Annotated in this window: 22 protein-coding genes and 1 tRNA gene; 14 read left to right on the forward strand and 9 right to left on the reverse strand. The window is 63.7% G+C overall.

Going from position 1 to position 19329, the window contains the following annotated elements:
- Positions 1-196: 196 nt before the first annotated feature.
- Positions 197-1120: a 2-dehydropantoate 2-reductase gene (gene panE, locus AC0L2J_RS26300; protein WP_473394979.1), complete on the forward strand. Its 924-nt coding sequence runs from the start codon at positions 197-199 to the stop codon at positions 1118-1120.
- A gap of 185 nt (positions 1121-1305) precedes the next feature.
- Here panE and AC0L2J_RS26305 read toward each other — a convergent pair whose 3' ends face one another.
- From AC0L2J_RS26305 to AC0L2J_RS26320, 4 genes are all read right to left on the reverse strand, one after another.
- Positions 1306-1899 (reverse strand): c-type cytochrome, encoded by a 594-nt coding sequence (locus AC0L2J_RS26305; protein ID WP_473394980.1) that lies wholly within the window; start codon positions 1897-1899, stop codon positions 1306-1308.
- A gap of 194 nt (positions 1900-2093) precedes the next feature.
- A complete protein-coding gene (locus AC0L2J_RS26310; RefSeq protein ID WP_473394981.1) occupies positions 2094-3374 on the reverse strand; it encodes a PQQ-dependent sugar dehydrogenase in 1281 nt (426 codons plus the stop codon).
- Between the two features lie 378 nt (positions 3375-3752).
- A complete protein-coding gene (locus AC0L2J_RS26315) occupies positions 3753-4739 on the reverse strand; it encodes an NAD-dependent epimerase/dehydratase family protein (RefSeq protein WP_473394982.1) in 987 nt (328 codons plus the stop codon).
- 75 nt (positions 4740-4814) lie between these two features.
- Positions 4815-4889 (reverse strand) — tRNA-Gly (locus AC0L2J_RS26320).
- Between the two features lie 275 nt (positions 4890-5164).
- Here AC0L2J_RS26320 and trxA point away from each other — a divergent pair.
- Positions 5165-6088 (forward strand): thioredoxin, encoded by a 924-nt coding sequence (trxA, locus tag AC0L2J_RS26325; RefSeq protein WP_473394983.1) that lies wholly within the window; start codon positions 5165-5167, stop codon positions 6086-6088.
- A gap of 68 nt (positions 6089-6156) precedes the next feature.
- Positions 6157-6834: an LON peptidase substrate-binding domain-containing protein gene (locus AC0L2J_RS26330; protein ID WP_063992264.1), complete on the forward strand. Its 678-nt coding sequence runs from the start codon at positions 6157-6159 to the stop codon at positions 6832-6834.
- 187 nt (positions 6835-7021) lie between these two features.
- On the opposite strand, the gene AC0L2J_RS26335 is transcribed toward AC0L2J_RS26330, so the two are convergent.
- The 3 genes from AC0L2J_RS26335 to AC0L2J_RS26345 form a co-directional block, all read right to left on the reverse strand.
- Entirely contained in the window at positions 7022-7636 is a 615-nt protein-coding gene (locus AC0L2J_RS26335; RefSeq protein WP_473394984.1) for a cytochrome b/b6 domain-containing protein, read from the reverse strand.
- 39 nt (positions 7637-7675) lie between these two features.
- Positions 7676-7954 carry a PepSY domain-containing protein gene (locus tag AC0L2J_RS26340; RefSeq protein WP_247357338.1) on the reverse strand — a complete coding sequence of 93 codons (279 nt, stop codon included), beginning with the start codon at positions 7952-7954 and terminating at the stop codon, positions 7676-7678.
- A 215-nt stretch (positions 7955-8169) separates the two neighbouring features.
- Entirely contained in the window at positions 8170-8520 is a 351-nt protein-coding gene (locus AC0L2J_RS26345; RefSeq protein WP_473394985.1) for a hypothetical protein, read from the reverse strand.
- Between the two features lie 104 nt (positions 8521-8624).
- Between AC0L2J_RS26345 and AC0L2J_RS26350 the strand changes: the two genes are divergently transcribed.
- Positions 8625-9155 (forward strand): TetR/AcrR family transcriptional regulator, encoded by a 531-nt coding sequence (locus AC0L2J_RS26350; protein WP_473394986.1) that lies wholly within the window; start codon positions 8625-8627, stop codon positions 9153-9155.
- Between the two features lie 61 nt (positions 9156-9216).
- Entirely contained in the window at positions 9217-9414 is a 198-nt protein-coding gene (locus AC0L2J_RS26355; protein ID WP_007598651.1) for a Trm112 family protein, read from the forward strand.
- 184 nt (positions 9415-9598) lie between these two features.
- Here AC0L2J_RS26355 and AC0L2J_RS26360 read toward each other — a convergent pair whose 3' ends face one another.
- Complete coding sequence (locus tag AC0L2J_RS26360; RefSeq protein ID WP_007604105.1) at positions 9599-10819, reverse strand: ubiquinone biosynthesis hydroxylase; 1221 nt, start codon at positions 10817-10819, stop codon at positions 9599-9601.
- Between the two features lie 138 nt (positions 10820-10957).
- On the opposite strand from AC0L2J_RS26360, the gene tesB reads away from it, so the two are divergent.
- On the forward strand, positions 10958-11821 hold the full coding sequence (gene tesB / locus AC0L2J_RS26365) for an acyl-CoA thioesterase II (protein ID WP_007604104.1): 864 nt from the start codon (positions 10958-10960) through the stop codon (positions 11819-11821).
- A 40-nt stretch (positions 11822-11861) separates the two neighbouring features.
- Here tesB and AC0L2J_RS26370 read toward each other — a convergent pair whose 3' ends face one another.
- A complete protein-coding gene (locus AC0L2J_RS26370) occupies positions 11862-12752 on the reverse strand; it encodes a DUF4339 domain-containing protein (RefSeq protein ID WP_473248849.1) in 891 nt (296 codons plus the stop codon).
- 239 nt (positions 12753-12991) lie between these two features.
- Between AC0L2J_RS26370 and AC0L2J_RS26375 the strand changes: the two genes are divergently transcribed.
- The 8 genes from AC0L2J_RS26375 (at position 12992) to AC0L2J_RS26410 (ending at position 19101) form a co-directional block, all read left to right on the forward strand.
- Positions 12992-13330 (forward strand): P-II family nitrogen regulator, encoded by a 339-nt coding sequence (locus AC0L2J_RS26375; protein WP_007604102.1) that lies wholly within the window; start codon positions 12992-12994, stop codon positions 13328-13330.
- A 233-nt stretch (positions 13331-13563) separates the two neighbouring features.
- Positions 13564-14865, forward strand: coding sequence for an ammonium transporter (locus AC0L2J_RS26380; protein ID WP_473394987.1), 1302 nt, complete (start codon positions 13564-13566; stop codon positions 14863-14865).
- Between the two features lie 41 nt (positions 14866-14906).
- On the forward strand, positions 14907-15221 hold the full coding sequence (locus AC0L2J_RS26385) for an ArsR/SmtB family transcription factor (RefSeq protein WP_007604100.1): 315 nt from the start codon (positions 14907-14909) through the stop codon (positions 15219-15221).
- Complete coding sequence (locus AC0L2J_RS26390; protein WP_007604098.1) at positions 15218-15574, forward strand: SRPBCC family protein; 357 nt, start codon at positions 15218-15220, stop codon at positions 15572-15574. Before AC0L2J_RS26385 ends, AC0L2J_RS26390 begins: the two co-directional genes overlap by 4 nt.
- 41 nt (positions 15575-15615) lie before the next feature.
- On the forward strand, positions 15616-16218 hold the full coding sequence (locus AC0L2J_RS26395) for an ATP-dependent Clp protease proteolytic subunit (RefSeq protein ID WP_007604097.1): 603 nt from the start codon (positions 15616-15618) through the stop codon (positions 16216-16218).
- A 436-nt stretch (positions 16219-16654) separates the two neighbouring features.
- Positions 16655-16993, forward strand: a complete 339-nt coding sequence (locus AC0L2J_RS26400; protein ID WP_007598642.1) for a P-II family nitrogen regulator — start codon at positions 16655-16657, stop codon at positions 16991-16993.
- 38 nt (positions 16994-17031) lie between these two features.
- Complete coding sequence (locus AC0L2J_RS26405) at positions 17032-18480, forward strand: ammonium transporter (RefSeq protein ID WP_007604096.1); 1449 nt, start codon at positions 17032-17034, stop codon at positions 18478-18480.
- 216 nt (positions 18481-18696) lie between these two features.
- Positions 18697-19101, forward strand: coding sequence for a GFA family protein (locus AC0L2J_RS26410; protein ID WP_473394988.1), 405 nt, complete (start codon positions 18697-18699; stop codon positions 19099-19101).
- Positions 19102-19329: the final 228 nt, after the last annotated feature.

The raw sequence follows: 19329 nt of genomic DNA on the forward strand, positions 1-19329 counted from the left end.
TCGGGGAAGTGATTTTCGTATGATGGACAGATCGAGCCATCATCTCCGATGTCGTCCTGGCGAAAGCCAGGACCCATAACCACCGAAGGCTATGGCTGTAACGAGCTAGACCTCCGACTTGTCCGACAACAGGCAGTCGGGGTAATGGGTCCTGGCTTTCGCCAGGACGACGACAAGAAACAACAAGGACGATCCCATGCGTATCCTCGTGGTCGGCGCTGGCGCCATCGGCGGCTATTTTGGTGGCAGGCTGTTGCAGGCGGGCCGCGACGTCACCTTCCTGGTCCGGCCGCGGCGCGCCAGCGAGCTCGCCAGCGCCGGCCTCGTCATCAAGAGCCCGAACGGCGACGTGACCTTGAAAAATCCGCCGACCGTTCAGGCCGACGCGCTCAAGGACAAGTTCGATGTCGTGCTGCTCAGCTGCAAGGCCTTCGATCTCGAGGACGCCATCAACTCGTTCGCGGCAGCAGTCGGGCCGAATACCGCGATCATCCCGATGCTCAACGGCATGAAGCATCTCGACATCCTCGACGACAAGTTCGGCCAGGAGCGCGTGCTAGGTGGCCTCTGCGCCATCGCCGCGACGCTCAACGAGAAGCGCGAGGTGGTGCAGCTCCAGCCGATGCAGTCGATCAATTACGGCGAGCGCGACGGCACGCTGTCGGATCGGGTCAAGGCGATCGACGAGGCCTTCAAGAGCGGCATCAATGGTGCCACGGCCAGCCAGAACATCATGCAGGACATGTGGGAGAAGTGGGTATTCCTGTCCTCGCTGGCGGCGTCCACCAGCCTGATGCGCACCTCTGTCGGTAATATTCTTGCCGCTCCCGGCGGCAGGGACTTCCTGCTCGGCATGCTGGACGAGACCAGCGCGATCGCCGCCGCGTCGGGCTACACGCCGGGCGGGCCGTTCTTCGAGCGCGTGAAGGGCAACCTCACCACCGAGGGTTCACCGATGACGGCCTCGATGTTCCGCGACGTCAAGGCGGGACTGCCGGTCGAGGCCGATCACGTCATCGGCGACCTCATCGCGCGTGCCGATGCCGCCAAGGTGCCGGTGCCGAAGCTACGCATCGCGTACACCCATTTGAAGGCATATGAGAAGCAGCGGGCGGGGTAAGCCGCTCGCTAGATCGTCATCCCGGGGCGCACATAGCGCGAGCCCGGGATCCATAACCACAGGGCGTGGTTATGAACCGAGCTGATCACGACGAATCTTCGCCAAACCACGCCCTGTGGCTATGGGTCCCGGATCTACGCTTCGCTTGTCCGGGACGACAGCGGAGATTGCAGCTACATCGCGCGCTATTTGAAATACGCGAGATAGTGCGAGACGGCGGTGATTTCCTCGTCGCTCATGTGATAGGCGACATCGGCCATTGCGGCGCCACCGCCGCCGACGCGCTGGCTGCTCTTGTAGTCGTGCAGCGCCTTGACGAGATATTCCTCGCGCTGGCCCGCGAGCCGCGCCACAGCCTTGGTGCCGGCAAAGCTATCCGTATGGCATGAGGCACAGCGGCGGCCGGCGGCCACTTGCGCGCCCTTTTTCGACAGGTCCGGATCCTTGTCCTCCGCCGCTGTCGGCGGCGTCAGCGCGGCGAAATAGGCGCCGAGATTGCGGACGTCCTCGTTGGTGATTTCCTCGGCGATCGGCTGCATCTGGTCGTTCTTGCGCGAGCCGGCGCGGAAAAACACGAGCTGCCATTGCAGGAATTGATCGGGCTGGCCGGCCAGCGAAGGAATGTTCTCGGTCTGCGAGATGCCGTTCTCGCCATGACAGCCGGCGCAGACGGCGGCCTTCTCCTTGACCGCGGCATTGTCGGCAGCGCTTGTCGGGAGAGACCCGAGCGCGAGAAGCGCAACCGCGCTGATTGCGTGTGAGATGAACTGCCGGCGCATGATTGGAATTCCGATCTATCGAACGCGTCATTCCCGACACGCGGCGGCGCGAGCCCGGAGATTCATAACCCGCGTTCGTGGCCAAGGGTTCCGGACTTGCGCGCAGGCGGCGCGCGATCAGGAACGACAGCGTGCGAAATTGAAATGAAAAGGCTGCGGTGCCCCTCGGCACCGCAGCCTCGCGTCGTCTTACACTACTTCTTGCTGTAGCTGATGCGGTAGATCGCGCCGGCCCAATCGTCGGCGACGAGGATCGAGCCGTCCTTGGCGAGGATGATGTCGTCGGGACGGCCGAGATAGCCCTGGTCGCCCTCGATCCAGCCGGAGGCAAACACCTCCTGCTTGGCGTTCTTGCCGTCTGGACCGACGATCACGCGCATGATGCGGCCGCCCTGGTACTTGTGACGATTCCAGGAGCCGTGCTCGGCGATCAGGATGTTGTTCTTGTACTCGGCCGGAAATTGGTCGCCGGTATAGAACTTCATGCCGAGCGGAGCGACGTGAGCGCCGAGGTTCAGCACGGGCGGCGTGAACTCGGAGCACTTGTGGCCCATCGCGAACTTGGTATCCGGCAGGTCACCCTGGTGGCAGTAGGGATAGCCGAAGTGCTCGCCGATCTTGCTGATCATGTTCAGCTTGTCCGAGGGCAGATCGTCGCTGATCCAGTCGCGGGCGTTCTCGGTGAACCAGAACTTGCCGGTGCGCGGATCGACGTCGCCGCCGACCGAGTTGCGAACGCCGAGCGCGTAGATCTCCGCATTGCCGGTCTTGGGATCGACGCGGCGGATCTGCGACACGCTGGTCGGGGGAACGCCGATGTTGAAGGGCGGTCCGAACGGAATGTAGAACCAGCCTTCCTTGTCGACCGCGATGTATTTCCAGCCATGCGCGGCGTAGGACGGCATGTCGTCATATACGACCTTGCCCTCGCCGGGACTGTCGAGCTTGTTTTCGATGTCGTCGTAGCGGATCAGCTTGTCGACGGCGATGACGTAGAGCGCACCGTCCTTGACGGCCAGACCGGTGGGCATGTTCAGCCCCTTGAGGATGGTCTTGACCTCTTTCTTTCCGTTGTTGTCCTTGATGGCATAGACGTTGCCGAGGCCGAACGAGCCGACGAACAGCGTGCCCTTGTCACCCCAGGCCATCTGCCGCGCGGCCAGCACGCCGGAGGCGTAGACCTCCATCTTGAAGCCCGCTGGCAGCTTGACCTTCTTGACGATGTTGGCGAGCTCGGAATCGGACGCGCCGGTCGGCGGACCCGACGGCGGCGCCAGTCCCTTCTGCGCCTCGGTCTCGTCGCCGAGGAACCAGTCGTCCGGCGGATGGGTCCAGAACTCCTTGGTGCCGGATTCGTATTTCTTCAGCGGCTTGTTCTTGTCCTGCTGCTGCGCGTGACCTGCGCTTGTCCCCGCGAGAAGGGCAATTGCTGCAAGCGCCAGGATGGATTGAAAGACGGATCGATGGAATTTCATCGCGTCACTCCCCTAAGGCAGCCATCAGGGCTGCACATTTATTTTATTTTGCTATCGAGAGGCGAAGTTCGGACTCTGTCGAGAGGACAGACGCAGAAGGTTAGCACATCTGCGAGCGGTGAGAAGCGCGCCGCGTGCGCTGCGATAGCGCTCGGTAAAAATTGAGACGGAAAGTCAACGATGGCGAATGCCGCGACGACAACGTCGTCGCTGCAGCGCGGAATCAAGATCGCGCGCGGCTAATTTGCAGGCAGCAGGAGGCCCGGAACAAAAAAACGCGAAAACAACCCCATGCACAGTAGAAATGCTCTGGCCGTCTTGCTGCCGGTGACTCCGGGTAGACATCTGAGGCGTCGAGCGAATTAGCAAAAATGGCGGCTACGGGGCGACCGGGTAGGGACCGTCGTCGAAAATCGTCTCATGATAGCCTTTCGACCCGACATCGCGCGCCAGCGTGCTGCGAAAATCGCGGCCGTCGCGAAGACACTTCAGGACATGCGCGAAGTCGAATTCGGGCCGCCAGCCCAGCTCGCGCCGCGCGCGCTCGTTGACATAGACGCGGTCGATCGCGGGAAACAGCCGCCAGCCGCGCGCCGCGTAGAGCTCCGCACAATCCGGATAGAGCTCGCGCACCACAGCGGCCGCGTCGCGCGCCAGCGCAGTCCGGTGGCGCTGCTCGAACGGACTCGTCGCCGAAATGATATAGCGGGCAAACCCGATGTTCGGCGCGCGCTCGGCGGCGAGCAGATGGGCGCTCACTGCGTCCGCGATATCCAGCCGGCGATAGAGCAGCTCGTTGGCCCGCGCATTCTCCGGCGCGTAAGCCGACCGCATCGCCGGATCGTCATCGTCTTCCGGGAAGAAGCGCGAGGTCCTCAAGACCACGACGGGCAGGCCGCGCTCGCGACAGAACAGCTCGCAGAGAGTTTCGGTCATCAGCTTGGTCGTGCCGTAGATGTTCTTCGGGATCGGCGGCAGATCCTCGGTCACCCACACTGCGGCCTGTCCCACCTCGGAGCGGAGCTGCGAGCCGAACGCGCTGGTGGTGCTCGTGAAGACAAAACTACGCACGCCAGCGGCCACGGCCGCTTCGAGCAGATTGAGCGTGCCGGTGACGTTGGTGTCGATGAAGGCTCGCTTGCTGTGGGTCGCCACATGCGGCTTGTGCAGCGTCGCGGTGTGGATCACCGCGGTGACGCCGTCCATCTGGCCCCGCACGAAATCCGGATCGACGATCGAGCCGACGGCATCGGTGAAGGGCGATGGCTTCAGGTCGATGCCACGCGCAGGCGAACCGCGCCCGCGGAGCGTGCGGAGAACGGCCTCGCCGAGATGGCCCGCGCTACCTGTGACCAGAATTGTCATTCGTGACCCAATACAGCCGCCAGCGGCGTGGAAACCACGTGCCCGTCCGGTCCGGCTGGATGCTTTGGGAAAAATTGGAGCGGGCGAAGGGGCTCGAACCCTCGACCCCGACCTTGGCAAGGTCGTGCTCTACCACTGAGCTACACCCGCATCCTGTGTCGGTCGCATGACTGCGCCGGCACCGGCTGTCGTATGCCAAAAGCGGGCGGGGAATGCAACAGCTACCGGCGGCATAGATTCGCAATCGGAGGCCGGATATCGACCCGAACGCGGTCAAATGACCCAAAAAGGCCCCGGAACCGCCGAATCGGCCCGCACGGATTGAAATTCGGCCGTCCCGGCCCAATTTAGGGCCAACAGCGAAGCATATGGATTGGCGACGTGCTAAAGACCCGCCAATTCCAGACATCAGACGAGGGGATGCCGTGACGATCATCGACCAGGGTAACGGAGCAGCGGGCCCGGCTGCCGCCGATCTGATCAAGGACACGACCACCCAGACCTTCGTGAAGGACGTCATCGAGGAATCGAAGCGCCAGCCGGTGCTGATCGACTTCTGGGCGGAATGGTGCGGCCCCTGCAAGCAGCTCACGCCCTTGCTGGAAAAGGCGGTCAAGGCCGCCAAGGGCAAGGTCAAGCTGGTCAAGATGAACATCGACCAGCACCCGGCGATCCCGGGCCAGATGGGCATCCAGTCGATTCCGGCGGTGATCGCCTTCGTCAACGGCCAGCCGGCCGACGGCTTCATGGGTGCGGTCCCGGAGAGCCAGCTCAACGCCTTCATCGAAAAGCTGACCAAGGGCGTGACCGCGCCGGGTGAGCCGAATGTCGCAGAGATCCTCCAGGAAGCCGAGGCGGTGCTCGGCGAGGGCGATGCCGCCGCGGCCGCCCAGATCTACGCGGAAGTGCTGCAGCTCGAATCGACCAACATCGCAGCCCTCGCCGGGCTCGCGAAATGCTACGCCGTCTCCGGCGCAATGGAGCAGGCCAAGCAGACGCTCGCCATGGTCCCGGAATCGAAGCGCAACGACCCCGCTGTGAAAGCCGTGCAGACCGCGATCGATCTGGCCGAGCAGGCCGAGCAGCTCGGGCCCGTCGCCGAGCTGGAACAGAAAGTCGCCGCAGACCCGCTCGATCATCAGGCCCGATTCGATCTGGCGATCGCGCTCAACGCGCAAGGCAACCGGGCAGCGGCCACCGAGCAGCTGCTCGCGATCATCAAGCGCGACCGCAAATGGAATGACGACGGCGCCCGCAAGCAGCTGGTGCAGTTCTTCGAGGCCTGGGGCAGCACGGACGATGCAACTGTCGAGGGACGCAAGCGCCTGTCGATCATCCTGTTTTCCTGACGATGATTGATCCATCGCCGCCGGCGGAGCGTTAGGCATCGTGACTTGATGCGGACAATGGGGACCAGATGCCGATCAACATCGAATATCGCGGGCCCGCCGACCTTCCGGAGATCCTTCCGGTGTTTCCGTTGCCGGGCGCGCTGCTGCTGCCGCGCGGGCAGATGCCGCTCAACATCTTCGAGCCGCGCTACCTCGCGATGATCGACGATGCCTTCCGCGACGGTCATCGCCTGATCGGCATGATCCAGCCCGACATCGCGCACTCGCCCAAGAATTCCGACAAGCCGGCGCTGTTCCGTGTCGGCTGTGTCGGCCGCATCACTCAGCTCGCCGAATCCGGCGACGGCCGCTACATCCTCGAGCTCACCGGCGTCTCGCGCTTCAAGGTGCTCGAGGAGCTCGAAGTGCTCACCGCCTACCGCCAGTGCAAGGTGGATTTCTTCGCCTTCGTCGACGACTTTACGCCACGCATGGGCGAGGACGAGGTCGATCGCGAGGCACTGCTGACGGTGCTGGCGGATTTCTTGAAGGCCAACAACCTCAAGGTCGACTGGGAGGGCGTCGAGACCGCCCCCAACGAAGCGCTCGTCAACGCTCTGGCGATGATGTCGCCCTATGGCGTGGCCGAGAAGCAAGCGATGCTGGAAGCGCCCGACCTGAAGACCCGCGCTGAAATCCTGGTCGCGGTGACCGAGATGGATCTCGCCAAGAAGCGCACCAGCGGCGATCCACCGCTGCAGTGAGTGGCGACTAAGCTTCCGCCTCCACGGTGCGCTCCCTCTCCCGCTTGCGGGAGAGGGTCGGGGAGAGGGTGCTGCCTCAAGCGAGAACCCCGAAGAGGAGAAAACCCTCACCCGGCGCTTCGCGCCGACCTCTCCCGCAAGCGGGCGAGGTTGACCGAGCCCGCGGCCAGATTGTGCCGACTCAATCCTACGAGTGATGCCGGATGCGCTTGCGGCCGGTGATCATCGCGCTGATCAGGTTCTCGCGCTGGAGACGTCCCATCATCAGCACGCCCAGGACGTGCAGCACGACCAGGACGATGACCGCGTCCGACGAATAGTGGTGGGTGTCCTCGACCCACCAGACGCCGAAAAAGGTTACGGTCACCGACATCGCGCCTGATATTGTCGAGACCGCGAGCGAGACCAGCAGCGCCACCAGCATCAACGTGCCGGCGGGATTGAGACCGATATAGCGGCCGGTGATACCGCGGCGCAGATTCCACAGATAACCCGGCGCGGCCCGAAGCCTGACGCCGACCATGCGGAAACGCGAATAGCGGCTTCCCCAAAGACCCCAGACCAGACGGAACGCAAGAAGTCCGAGTACTGTATAACCGACGATGCGGTGAAGTCCGTCATAGACGGTCGGCGTGAACCACGCGGCCAGAACGCAAACCGCGAGCGCCCAGTGCCAGAGCCGCAACGGAAGGTCCCAGACCACGACCGTCCGCGAAGCGGTTCGATCCGCGGGGGTCCGGTTGGACCCCCCGCGCGGCTGCGGTACCGTTTCTTCGATCAAGCGAGGACCACCCTCAGGCATGACTTTGCGCAGACGTTTGCGCGCAGACCATCGCGCGGCCTACTTTGCAATCGTGTGCTTCAGGCTGAGATCTTCGGGGCTGTAGAACAGCTCGTAAAGCTTGCCTTCCTTGACGCCGTAGACCTCGTAGCACGAGCCTTCGATCTTGGAGCGCCGCACCTCGTAGCCGAGCGCCTTGGCCTTGGCTTCGGCTTCGCTCGCCGGCTTCCACGACGCCTTGTCGAGCTTGGTGCAGTCCTTGAAACCATCGGCCAAGGCCGCCGATCCCATGCCAATCCCGATCGTCAATGCAACGGCAACAACACGAATAACCTTCACGAACGTCTCCTCTTCTGTCGTGGGCGCTACGCCCCAAGGCGAAGCGGGACCGAAGGAAGCAAAGCACATGATGAAGTCAATCCGCAGCTACGGCGGAAGCCTTTAGAGATATTCTAACGATCCGAAAAAGCTCAGCGCCCTCCGTGCGCAACGTACATTTGGCGCGTCGATGCGGCCTTACGCCTCACAACAGGCATGACTGCAATATGCCGCGCCTAGTAGCCGGCAGCCGCCATCGCGACGACAGCACTGAGCGCCATCCAGCCGAAGTGCCGACCGCGCGTCGCCCATGCGTTGGCGAGAGCGGCGAAGCCGAACACACAGGCCATGGTGACGACGATCCAGTGCCGTGCCGGCTCCGATTGCAGCCAGGGTGCCGCGATCAGGAGCACACCCCCGCCGAACCAGGCGACGGTCGAGGCCTGCCAGACCAGGCGGATCAGGGTGCGAAGCCGCTCCGGCTCGATGCGGGCGCGGGCAAAGACCTTGGTCTCGCCGAGAATGCCACGGATGAGGGCCACGACAATGGTCACGCCCCCGGCACACTGGAGCAAGAGATCACGCATCGTCAAAACTCCTGAAAATTTTTCCATACAGTCCTGTATGGTGAGATAGGCGCTGGCGTGCCGGCTGTCAATACACTAGTGTATGGTCGAATCCGGAACCCGACATGGCCGAAACGCTGAACGCCGACGACTGGATCAAGCAGGGCCTGAAGGCGCTCGCGAGAGACGGCTTCACCGCGCTGAAGGCCGATCCGCTGGCGAAAGCCACGGGGGTCTCGCGCGGCAGCTTTTATTGGCATTTCGCCGATCTCGGCGCGTTCCATGCCGCTCTCTTGAAGCGCTGGCGCGAGATCGCGGCCGAGCAGATCATCGCCGATGTCGAGGCGGACAGCGACGATCCGCTGAAAGCGCTGCTGCGCAGGACTTTTGGCGCGCGGCTCGACCTCGAGCGCGCGGTGCGGAACTGGGCGGCCTTCGATGCAGCGGCACAAACGGCGGTGCGTGCCATCGACCGGCGCAGGCTCGACTATATCGAGGAGCTGCTGAGGAAGCGCGGGTTCGAGGCGGCGACGGCGCGAGCCCGCGCGCAAATCCTGTACTGGACGTTCCTCGGCTTCGCCCTGTCGGGCCCTCCATCGCCCGCCGCGCGGCTCGAGGGCCTGCTCGACGAGATCCTGCGGATGGTTTCCGCTTGAGGCGACGCGATGGGCTCCTGCGATTTTTCATGCTAGAGGCAACCGACCGCCGGAGATCCACATGAACGCGCCCACCGAACGCCCCGAAGCCAGCGTCGATCCCAAATTGCTGGAGATTCTGGTCTGCCCGCTGACCAAGGGTCCGCTGGAGTTCGATTCTGCAAAGCAGGAGCTGATCTCGCGCAGCGCCAAGCTCGCTTATCCGATCCGCGACGGCATCCCGATCATGCTGCCGGAAGAGGCCCGCAAGATCGATTGAGGTTTGGCGCGATCGCCGCACCACACTCTCGCTGTCGTCCTGGCGAAGGCCAGGACCCATAACCACAGGACGTGGTTGTGGCGCAAGCCGGCAACTCCGAATCATCGCAAAATTAATGCTGCGGCGTATGGGTCCCGGATCTGCGCGCGCCTGAGGCGCGCTTGTCCGGGACGACAGGAAAATCCTACAACGCCTCGCCCTTCAGCAGCCGCGGTATCTCACCGGTCAGACCCGCGGCCTGGCGGATGAACAGGTTCTTCAGCGGCGGGGCGCGGTCGACGAGGCCGAGGCCGATGTCGCGTACGGTGCGCAGCAAGGTCGATTGATTGGAGAACAGGAAGTTCAGCGAGTTGGTGGCAACGCCCATGGCCATCGTGTCGAAGCGGCGCCAGCGCTGGTAACGTTCGAGCACGTCGGCGGCGCCGAGATCCATGCCGAGCCGCGCCGCATCGACCACGACCTCGGCCAGTGCGGCGACGTCCTTCAGCCCCATGTTGAGACCCTGGCCCGCAATGGGGTGGATGACGTGGGCGGAATCGCCGACCAGCGCGAGGCGCTGGGCGATGAAGGAGCGCGCGACGAAATAGGACAGCGGAAACGCGCGCGGCTTGTCGAGCGCCTTCACTTCGCCGAGATGCAGGCCGAAGCGTTGCTCGAGCTCGCCGTGAAATTCCTCATCGCTCAACGCAACGATACGCGCGGCTTCGCTGCGTCGCTCGGTCCATACCAGCGAGGAGCGCTTGCCCGAAAGCGGCAGGATCGCGAATGGACCCGCCGGCAGAAAATGCTCTTCGGCGCGGCCCTCGTGATCGCGCTCATGGCCGACGGTGACGACGATACCGGACTGATCATATTCCCAGCCATGGGTGGCGATGCCGGCGCGCTCACGCAGTTTCGACTTCGCGCCGTCGGCCGCGACCAGGAGGCTCGCTGCAATCACACTGCCGTCACCGAGCGTCACGTCGATACCTTCGGCCCGCGCGTCGTAAGACGATACGGTGGTCGCGCGGAGATCGATGCCCTCGGCCTCGGCGCGCACCACCAGCGCATCGATCAGGCGGCGGTTCTCGACCATATGCGCGAAGGGCTCGCCCGGCGCGACATCGCCGGCAAAGTTGAGGAACGCCGGGCGGGTGGCGTCTTCCAGCTTGGAATCGGTGACGATCATGTCGAGGATGGGCTGCGCCTCGCCCCTGACGTCATCCCAGGCGCCGATCGCCTCAAACAGGCGGCGGCAGGCGGCCACGATCGCGGTGGCGCGCGGGTCCCGGCTCGGACGTGTGGAGAGCGCGGGGTCGGCGACGATGACGGGGATCTCGGGGCCGAGCCCCTGGCGCAGCGCCAGGGCCAGCGCCAGGCCCGCAAACGCGCCGCCACCGATGACAATGCTACCCTGTACCGACATACCCAATTCCCGGCTAAATCCTGGCCTTGCTAGCAGACTTGAGGTGGGCGAAACAGTGCGGTGAAACAAGGGCGGTAAGCCCCCATTGTGTCATTCCGGAGCAGCGTAGCCGGAGCGGCAAGGCGAAAGCTGAATTCCATGTCCAAGAGCCTGATCGACCTCATCTCGATCCTCGACCTCGAACAGCTCGAGGTGAATCTGTTCCGCGGCAACAGTCCGAAGACCAGCTGGCAACGGGTGTTCGGCGGCCAGGTGATCGGGCAGGCGATGGTTGCAGCGTGCCGCACGGTCGAGGGCCGGCTGCCGCATTCGCTGCATTGCTATTTCATCCTGCCCGGCGATCCGCAGATCCCGATCATCTATCAGGTCGAGCGCCTGCGCGATGGCAAGAGCTACTCGACGCGACGCGTCACCGCGATCCAGCATGGCAACGCAATCTTCTCGATCATGGTGTCGTTCCATGCCGAGGAGGAGAGCGCGTTCGATCACCAGGACAAGATGCCCGACGTGCCGCCGCCGGAAAAGCTGACGGCGGAGGAGGTGGCGAAGCAGCCGATGTTCAAGGAGATGCCGGAGTTCATCCGCCGCTATTATGAATCCGACCGTCCGATCGAGCTGCGCCCGGTCGAACTCGGCCGCTATTTCGGCCAAAAGATCGAGGACGGCCGCATCCATGTCTGGATCAAGACCGCGGCAACGCTGCCGGACGATCCGGCGCTGCACATGTGCGCGCTGGCCTACGCGTCGGACTTCTCGCTGCTCGATGCGATCATGGCGCGCTACGGCCGCACCCTGTTCGACAAGCGCATGATGCCGGCGAGCCTCGACCACGCGATGTGGTTTCACCGCCCGTTCCGCGCCGACGAATGGCTGCTCTACGCACAGGATTCGCCGAGCGCCCGAAGCGGCCGCGGCTTGACCCGCGGCTCGATCTTCAAGCCTGACGGCACACTGGTGGCTTCCGTCGCGCAAGAAGGCTCGGTACGCGAGCGGAGAGCCTAGGAGGCATAAGCACGATCGATAGCGCTGATGCCTCTCGAGGTCATGCCCGGAGCGATCCTCGCGGAGCCAGGACGGTCTCCGACGCGAACCAGTTCATGATCCAGCGATACACCCACGGGATCGGGATGATGAAGCCGCAAAGGAATGCGGCCACGATGCCCCGCCAGAGAATGCCGAGACCGCTGCCGTTGAAGACGATCTCGCGCCGCGTGCCTTCGATGCTGCGGCAGAACCAGCGCATCTGAGCTGCGGCGACCCAGGCCCAGCCGATGATGGTGATGATGGAAATCGCGAACAGCAGGCTCCAGCCGACATAGGCCCAGACCGTGCCGGTGAAGCTCAGGCCGAGCGGCTGGCCGTTGGAGGCGAGGTTCGCGACCATCCATTTGATCAGGAGCCAGTACAGAACGATTTGGGCGATGAACAGCAAATTGCTCAGCAAGGGGACGCCGATGTAGCCGATCACGATCGCCAGAACGATGAAGCCGAAATACCAGGGCACCAGCGCCATCGCATTGCCGGTGAAGCTGAGATTGGGCCGCCCGGGGACCTTGACGCAGGACACGATCCATTTCGTGTACCAGACGAACACCCACGGCACCGGGATGATGAAGCACATGCCGATCAGCATCACGATGCTGCGCCAGGTGAACTCGAGGATGCCGAAATCGACCGCCAACGATCCTCCGGCGCCACCGCCGCCATAGCCTCCGGAGCCCATCATCGGCGGGCCGCCAGCCGGCATCATCGGGGGCGCACCGCCGCCGCCGATCAGCCCAGGGATTTCGGCGGCCTTCTGCCAGCCGGCCATGCCCTCCGACCACACCAGCGTATCCGGACGCACGACTCCCTGGGCAACGAGGTCGCGGAATTGTCCTTCCTGATAGGGTCCCTGCTGCTTACCCTCGGATGCGTAGAACCAACTCGCCATGAAACGTCCCCCTCGAACATAGTTTTGTACCCGCCGCGACGCTTGGGTTCATCGCATCCATTCCAAAAACGCATTGTGGAGGATGAACGGCTGCCCTGTACAGAGGCGGCCGTTCACATGGCGCAACGATTTTCCGCTTCAATCTGCAACATTTTTATGCCATTTGCCCGGAAAGATGCCAGATTGACGCTGCGCCGGGGACATACGGCGCGGCGCATCCCCGGGGAATAGGCCTGACCATGAAACTCGTCGTCGCGATCATCAAACCCTTCAAGCTCGATGAAGTCCGCCAGGCGCTGACGGCGATCGGCGTCCACGGCATGACCGTGACCGAAGTGAAGGGCTATGGCCGCCAAAAGGGCCACACCGAGATCTATCGCGGCGCCGAATATGTCGTGAATTTCCTGCCGAAGCTGCGGATCGAGATCGCGGTTGCCTCCGATATCGCCGAGAAGGCCGTCGCCGTCATCACCGCGACCGCGCGCACCGGCCAGATCGGCGACGGAAAGATCTTCGTCACGCCGATCGATCACGCCATCCGCATTCGCACCGGCGAGACCGACAGCGACGCGCTCTGAATTCAAGACCCTCATGGTGAGGAGCGCGGAACGCGTTTCCGGACGATGCTTTGCATTGCCGGGCGAACCATGGAGGCCCGGCTCTCGCCCGCGGCCATCCTCGAGACGCCCGCTTGTCGCGGGCTCCTCGGGTTGAGGGTGGAGTGCGGTGAGGCACGGACTAATTCTTATCTAAATCGCACCGGGCAATGGCGCCACAGCGTGCGACGCAATCAATAGCTGGGGGAAACGACATGGCGGGATTGTTGCGCCGCGCGGCTGCTATGGCTGCGCCGATCGGGCTTGTCTCGATCATGGCTTCGCCGGCGCGTGCCGGGGGCTCCGAGATCAACACCGCCGACACCGCCTGGATGATCGTCGCCACCGCGCTCGTGCTGATGATGACGATCCCGGGGCTCGCGCTGTTCTATTCCGGCATGGTGCGCAAGAAGAACGTGCTCGCCACCATGGCGCAGAGCCTGGCCGCGGTGACGATCATCTCCATTCTCTGGGTCGCGTTCGGCTATTCGCTGTGCTTCGTCGGCGACGGCCCGTGGATCGGCACGCTCGACCGCTGGTTCCTCTCCGGCATGACCATGGACAGCGTCAACCCGGCGGCGAAGACGATCCCGGAAGCGCTGTTCATGCTGTACCAGATGACGTTTGCGATCATCACGGTGGCGCTGGTCGCGGGCGCGGTGGCCGACCGGATGCGGTTCTCGGCCTATCTCCTCTTCTCGGTCGCCTGGTTCATCTTCGTCTACATTCCGCTGGCGCATTGGGTCTGGGGCGGCGGCTTCCTCGCCAGCATGGGCGTGCTGGATTTCGCCGGCGGCCTCGTGGTGCATCTGTCGGCCGGCACCGCCGGCCTCGTCGCGGCGAAGGTGATGGGACGCCGTCACGGCTACGGCACCGAAAATCTCTCGCCGTTCGATCTGTCGCTTGCGGTGATGGGCACCGGCCTGTTGTGGGTCGGCTGGTTCGGCTTCAACGGCGGCTCGGCGGGCGCAGCCAATTCGCGCGCGGTGCTGGCGATCATCGCGACCCATCTCGCCGCCTGCTCCGGCGCGCTGACCTGGGGCGCGATCGAATGGTCGACGCGGCGCAAGCCGTCCGTGCTCGGCATGATCTCCGGCGCGGTCGCCGGCCTCGGCACCATCACGCCGGCCTCTGGCTTCGTGGCGCCCTGGCACGGTATCGTCATCGGCGTGATCGCGGGCCTCGTCTGTTACTGGGCCTGCACCTGGCTGAAGCACCGCTTCGACTATGACGATTCGCTCGACGTGTTCGGCGTCCACGGCATCGGTGGGCTGACCGGCACCCTGCTGGCCGGCGTGTTCGCAACCAGCGCGATCGGCGGCACCGCCGGCCTGCTCGAAGGCCATCCGCAGCAGCTTCTGATCCAGCTCTACGGGGTCGCCGTCACCTTCGTCTGGTCGGCAGGCGTGAGCTTCGTCCTGCTCAAGCTGGTCGGCCTGTTCGTGCCCTTGCGCGTCTCGCGTGAGCACGAGCTCGAAGGGCTGGATATCTCGCAGCACGGCGAGGCGTTGCAGTAATTGGGCTTGCGCAACACATAAGCACATGCTTATGTGTTGCTATGATCGAAGCCGACATCTTCAAGGCGCTGGCCGACCCGACCCGCCGCAAGGTCTTTGAGAAGCTTGCCGGCGGAAGCCTGAATGCCAGCGCCTTGCGCGACGGACTGGAGATCAGCCAACCGGCGATGTCGCAGCATCTCGCGGTGCTGCGCGGGGCAGGCCTGGTGCGCGAACAGCGGCAGGGCCGCTTTGTAAATTACGAAGTCGATCCCGAAGGAATCGCCGCCATCGGGACCTGGCTTGCGCGCTATCGCGCCTATTGGCCGAAACGCATGGACGCCCTTGCCGATCTCTTGAAGGAGATGGATCAATGACCGACGCCGTGAAGCCTGATCCCTCCGACCCAGCTCTCGTGCTCGAATATGAATTCGATGCGCCGCCGGCCAAGGTCTGGCGCGCGGTGACCATTCCGGCTTTGCGCGAGCGCTGGCTGCCGGATTGCGAACTTGCGGGCGCCGAGCCTGAGACATCGATCCCGGGCCAGGAGGTGCGCTACCGGCTTCGCGATTCCGAACCGCCGTTTCGCGAAAGCCATGTCATCTTCCGGATCGAGCCGAACGAAGACGGCGGCACCCGCTTCCGCATCATCCAGCAGGCCTGCGAGATCGGCATGAAGCTGCCGCAGCCGGCCAACAGCAATGGCTGCCTGATGCGCGCGGCCGCCTAACACCGACACCACTTCATCACCCGCAGACATGGAGGTCGCCGATGCGCGACATGCTTCAGCTCGTCCCTATGGTCGTCGAACAATCCGCCCGTGGCGAACGATCCTTCGACATCTATTCGCGCCTGTTGCGCGAGCGCATCATCTTCCTCAACGGCGAGGTCAATGATGCGATGTCCGGACTGGTCTGCGCGCAGCTCTTGTTTCTGGAGGCGGAGAATCCGAACAAGCCGATCAATCTCTACATCAATTCCTATGGCGGCGTGGTCACCAGCGGCCTCGCGATGTACGACACCATGCAATTCATCAAGGCGCCGGTGCATACGCTGTGCATGGGCACCGCGCGCTCGATGGGCTCGTTCCTGCTGATGGCCGGCGAGCCCGGTCACCGCGCCGCCCTGCCCAATGCGAGCCTTCACGTGCATCAGCCGCTCGGCGGCTTTCAAGGCCAGGCGTCCGACATCCTGATCCACGCCACCGAAATGCAGGAAACCAAGCGGCGCCTCATCCGGCTCTATGCAAAACATTGCGGGCGCCCCGAGCAGGACGTGGAACGGACCCTGGACCGCGACCACTTCATGACCGCACAGCAGGCGGTCGACTGGGGGCTGATCGACCGGGTGTTCGCGGAACGCAGCGCCGCCTGACGGTCTCTGCCGGCGACCGCTCGGCAGGCCTCGCCCCTGCTCAAGCCGGTTGGCCGGTTGCGCGCATTCCGTGAGCAGAAGTACGGGGGGCCCGATATTTCGCAGCACGAACGGCCCTGCAACAGGCGTTCGCCCTACTAAATTACCTTTCCACTGCCCGACGCGTGAGCACCAATGTGTCGGCAGCTTGACGTGCCTTTATTTTAATCAGGCATGGTCAGGTATTGAGCGCGGCGTAATGGCGCACTGCACCGCAATACGCGTCAAACGCGAAAACACCCGTTTTCATAGTCCGTTAGGCAACACGCCCGATCTGGCACGGCATTTGATTCTATGGGTCCTGGCTGTGCCCGCGTAGTGAACTTTCTCCCTCGTGGCGAACCAGTCGAGAAACGCCCGGCCACGTCCGGACCGGGCCCAAGCGGGGATAGGACCCATGAAAATTGTTATGGCGATTATTAAGCCATTCAAGCTGGAAGAAGTCCGTGACGCCCTGACCGCCATCGGCGTTCACGGTCTCACGGTGACGGAAGTCAAGGGATATGGCCGCCAGAAGGGCCATACGGAAATCTATCGCGGCGCCGAATATGCCGTGAGCTTCCTGCCCAAGATCAAGATCGAGGTCGCTGTCGCCTCCGACCAGGTCGACAAGACCATCGACGCCATCACGACCGCCGCGAAAACCGGACAGATCGGCGACGGCAAGATCTTCGTCATCAATCTCGACCATGCGGTTCGCATCCGCACCGGCGAGGCCGATGCTGCGGCCCTTTGATTTCGCGCTCAATCAAAATTCAATCAGGAGTAAATGAAATGACGTTTAAGCGTCCCTATGGCGCGGGATTGGCGGCTCTCGCAGTCGGCCTGTTCGCTGCGACCGCAGCCTACGCCGAGCCAACGGTCAACAAGGGAGACAACGCCTGGATGCTGACATCGACAGTGCTCGTGCTGTTGATGACGATCCCCGGCCTCGCGCTTTTCTACGGCGGCCTCGTCCGCTCCAAGAACATGCTCTCGGTCCTGATGCAGGTGTTCTACACCGTCTGCGTCGTCACCGTGATCTGGGCCGTGTACGGCTACAGCCTCGCCTTCACCGGCGGCTCCGACTTCATCGGCGGCTTCTCCAAGGCCTTCATGATGGGCATCACCACCGACTCGAAGGCCGCGACCTTCTCGGTCGACGCCAACATCTCGGAGCTCATCTATATGTGCTTCCAGATGACCTTCGCGGCGATCACGCCCGCCCTCATCGTCGGCGCCTTCGCCGAGCGCATGAAGTTCGCGGCGCTCGCGCTCTTCGTTCCGCTCTGGGTCACGCTGATCTACTTCCCGATCGCGCACATGGTCTGGTACTGGCCCGGCCCGGACATGATCCAGGACGCAGCCAAGGCTCTGGCTGCTGCGGCTGATGGCGCGGCGAAGACCGCGGCGCAGGCCAAGCTCGACGAGATCAACGCCGACGCAGGCTGGATCTTCAAGAAGGGCGCGATCGACTTCGCAGGCGGCACCGTGGTGCACATCAACGCCGGCATCGCAGGCCTGGTCGGTGCTCTGCTGATCGGCAAGCGCGTCGGTTACGGCAAGGAACTGATGGCTCCGCACTCGCTGACCATGTCGATGATCGGCGCCTCGCTGCTCTGGGTTGGCTGGTTCGGCTTCAACGCCGGCTCCAACCTCGAAGCCAACGGCGGCGCGGCCCTGGCCATGACCAACTCCTTCGTCGCCACCGCAGCCGCCGCGCTGTCGTGGATGTTCGCGGAGTGGATCATCAAGGGTCACCCGTCGGTGCTCGGCGTCATCTCCGGCGCTGTCGCGGGCCTCGTGGCCGTCACGCCTGCCGCCGGCTTCTCCGGCGTGATGGGTGCGATCGTCCTCGGCCTCGTGGTCGGCGTGGTCTGCCTGTTCTTCTGCACCGTCGTGAAGAACGCGCTCGGCTACGACGACTCCCTCGACGTGTTCGGCGTGCACTGCGTCGGCGGCATCATCGGCGCCCTCGGCACCGGCATCCTCGTCAATCCGGCGTTGGGTGGTGCGGGCATCATCGACTACACCGCGATCCCGCCGAAGGTTGCCGATTACGACTTTGCGGCGCAGATGATCTCCCAGGTCTGGGGCGTCGGCACCACGCTGGTGTGGTCGGGTATCGGTTCGGCGATCCTCTACAAGGTCGTCGATGTGATCGTTGGCCTCCGCGCCAATGTCGAGAGCGAACGTGAAGGCCTCGATATCACCGAGCACACCGAGCGCGCCTACAACATGTAAGTCTTCTCCCGGGCGCGACCTCCTCGGAGGTCGCGCTCACAACTACGGTTTGGGGCACATACCCGGCAATGTCCCGACCGTTGAGGGGCTCCAGCGCAAGTTGGAGCCCCTTTCTTTTTGATTGGCTGGGCGGAAAGAGACGCGAGAAAAGGATTGCCATTCCGGACAACCTGCGCAGAAATATCGGCCACAACAAACAACAAAAGGGAGGTCGTCATGCGTTTGGAAGGCGGATGCTATTGCGGCGAAGTGCGCTATGTCGCCGAGGGCGACCCGATGATGCAGGCGCAGTGTCATTGCCGCGAGTGCCAGTACATTTCGGGCGGCGCGCCCAACACCTTCATCGCGATGCCGGCGGCCGGCTTCAGCTACATCACCGGGCAGCCCAAGCAATTCACGCGCAAGGACCTCGAACGCGCTGTCACGCGCGAGTTCTGCGGCGAATGCGGCACCCATCTGGTGACCAAGGTTCCCGGACTGCCGGCCGCGATCCTGAAGGTCGGCACGCTGGACGAGCCTGCGCAGTTCCATCCGCAGATGGCGATCTACACCTGCGACAAGCAGGACTTCCACGCGATCCCCGCGGGCATGGCGACATTCGAGAAGCTGCCGGGGCACTAGAACCGCGATGACGGCGGGCTCCCTCCCCCCGCACGCGGGGGAGGCTGGGGAGAGTGTGTCTCAACATCGGGAAAATCCCTGGGTGGAGAGAGCCCTCACCCGCGCCTCCGGCGCGACCTCTCCCGCAAGCGGGAGAGGTAAGAACCGCCGCGGCCATCCCGGTTATCCGGCCTCATTATTCCTGCTCTGGACGGAGGCGGCGACCGATGGTTAATCGCGTCTTAACCT

Source organism: Bradyrhizobium sp. MV1.5 (assembly GCF_055807615.1).

Bases quoted from the DNA above. Each gene is read 5' to 3' on its own strand.
- panE (WP_473394979.1), top strand. From the start codon at position 197: ATGCGTATCCTCGTGGTCGGCGCTGGCGCCATCGGCGGCTATTTTGGT.
- AC0L2J_RS26305 (WP_473394980.1), bottom strand. From the start codon at position 1,899: ATGCGCCGGCAGTTCATCTCACACGCAATCAGCGCGGTTGCGCTTCTC.
- AC0L2J_RS26310 (WP_473394981.1), bottom strand. From the start codon at position 3,374: ATGAAATTCCATCGATCCGTCTTTCAATCCATCCTGGCGCTTGCAGCA.
- AC0L2J_RS26315 (WP_473394982.1), bottom strand. From the start codon at position 4,739: ATGACAATTCTGGTCACAGGTAGCGCGGGCCATCTCGGCGAGGCCGTT.
- AC0L2J_RS26330 (WP_063992264.1), top strand. From the start codon at position 6,157: ATGCCGATCAACATCGAATATCGCGGGCCCGCCGACCTTCCGGAGATC.
- AC0L2J_RS26335 (WP_473394984.1), bottom strand. From the start codon at position 7,636: ATGCCTGAGGGTGGTCCTCGCTTGATCGAAGAAACGGTACCGCAGCCG.
- AC0L2J_RS26345 (WP_473394985.1), bottom strand. From the start codon at position 8,520: ATGCGTGATCTCTTGCTCCAGTGTGCCGGGGGCGTGACCATTGTCGTG.
- AC0L2J_RS26350 (WP_473394986.1), top strand. From the start codon at position 8,625: ATGGCCGAAACGCTGAACGCCGACGACTGGATCAAGCAGGGCCTGAAG.
- AC0L2J_RS26355 (WP_007598651.1), top strand. From the start codon at position 9,217: ATGAACGCGCCCACCGAACGCCCCGAAGCCAGCGTCGATCCCAAATTG.
- AC0L2J_RS26360 (WP_007604105.1), bottom strand. From the start codon at position 10,819: ATGTCGGTACAGGGTAGCATTGTCATCGGTGGCGGCGCGTTTGCGGGC.
- tesB (WP_007604104.1), top strand. From the start codon at position 10,958: ATGTCCAAGAGCCTGATCGACCTCATCTCGATCCTCGACCTCGAACAG.
- AC0L2J_RS26370 (WP_473248849.1), bottom strand. From the start codon at position 12,752: ATGGCGAGTTGGTTCTACGCATCCGAGGGTAAGCAGCAGGGACCCTAT.
- AC0L2J_RS26375 (WP_007604102.1), top strand. From the start codon at position 12,992: ATGAAACTCGTCGTCGCGATCATCAAACCCTTCAAGCTCGATGAAGTC.
- AC0L2J_RS26380 (WP_473394987.1), top strand. From the start codon at position 13,564: ATGGCGGGATTGTTGCGCCGCGCGGCTGCTATGGCTGCGCCGATCGGG.
- AC0L2J_RS26385 (WP_007604100.1), top strand. From the start codon at position 14,907: ATGATCGAAGCCGACATCTTCAAGGCGCTGGCCGACCCGACCCGCCGC.
- AC0L2J_RS26390 (WP_007604098.1), top strand. From the start codon at position 15,218: ATGACCGACGCCGTGAAGCCTGATCCCTCCGACCCAGCTCTCGTGCTC.
- AC0L2J_RS26395 (WP_007604097.1), top strand. From the start codon at position 15,616: ATGCGCGACATGCTTCAGCTCGTCCCTATGGTCGTCGAACAATCCGCC.
- AC0L2J_RS26400 (WP_007598642.1), top strand. From the start codon at position 16,655: ATGAAAATTGTTATGGCGATTATTAAGCCATTCAAGCTGGAAGAAGTC.
- AC0L2J_RS26405 (WP_007604096.1), top strand. From the start codon at position 17,032: ATGACGTTTAAGCGTCCCTATGGCGCGGGATTGGCGGCTCTCGCAGTC.
- AC0L2J_RS26410 (WP_473394988.1), top strand. From the start codon at position 18,697: ATGCGTTTGGAAGGCGGATGCTATTGCGGCGAAGTGCGCTATGTCGCC.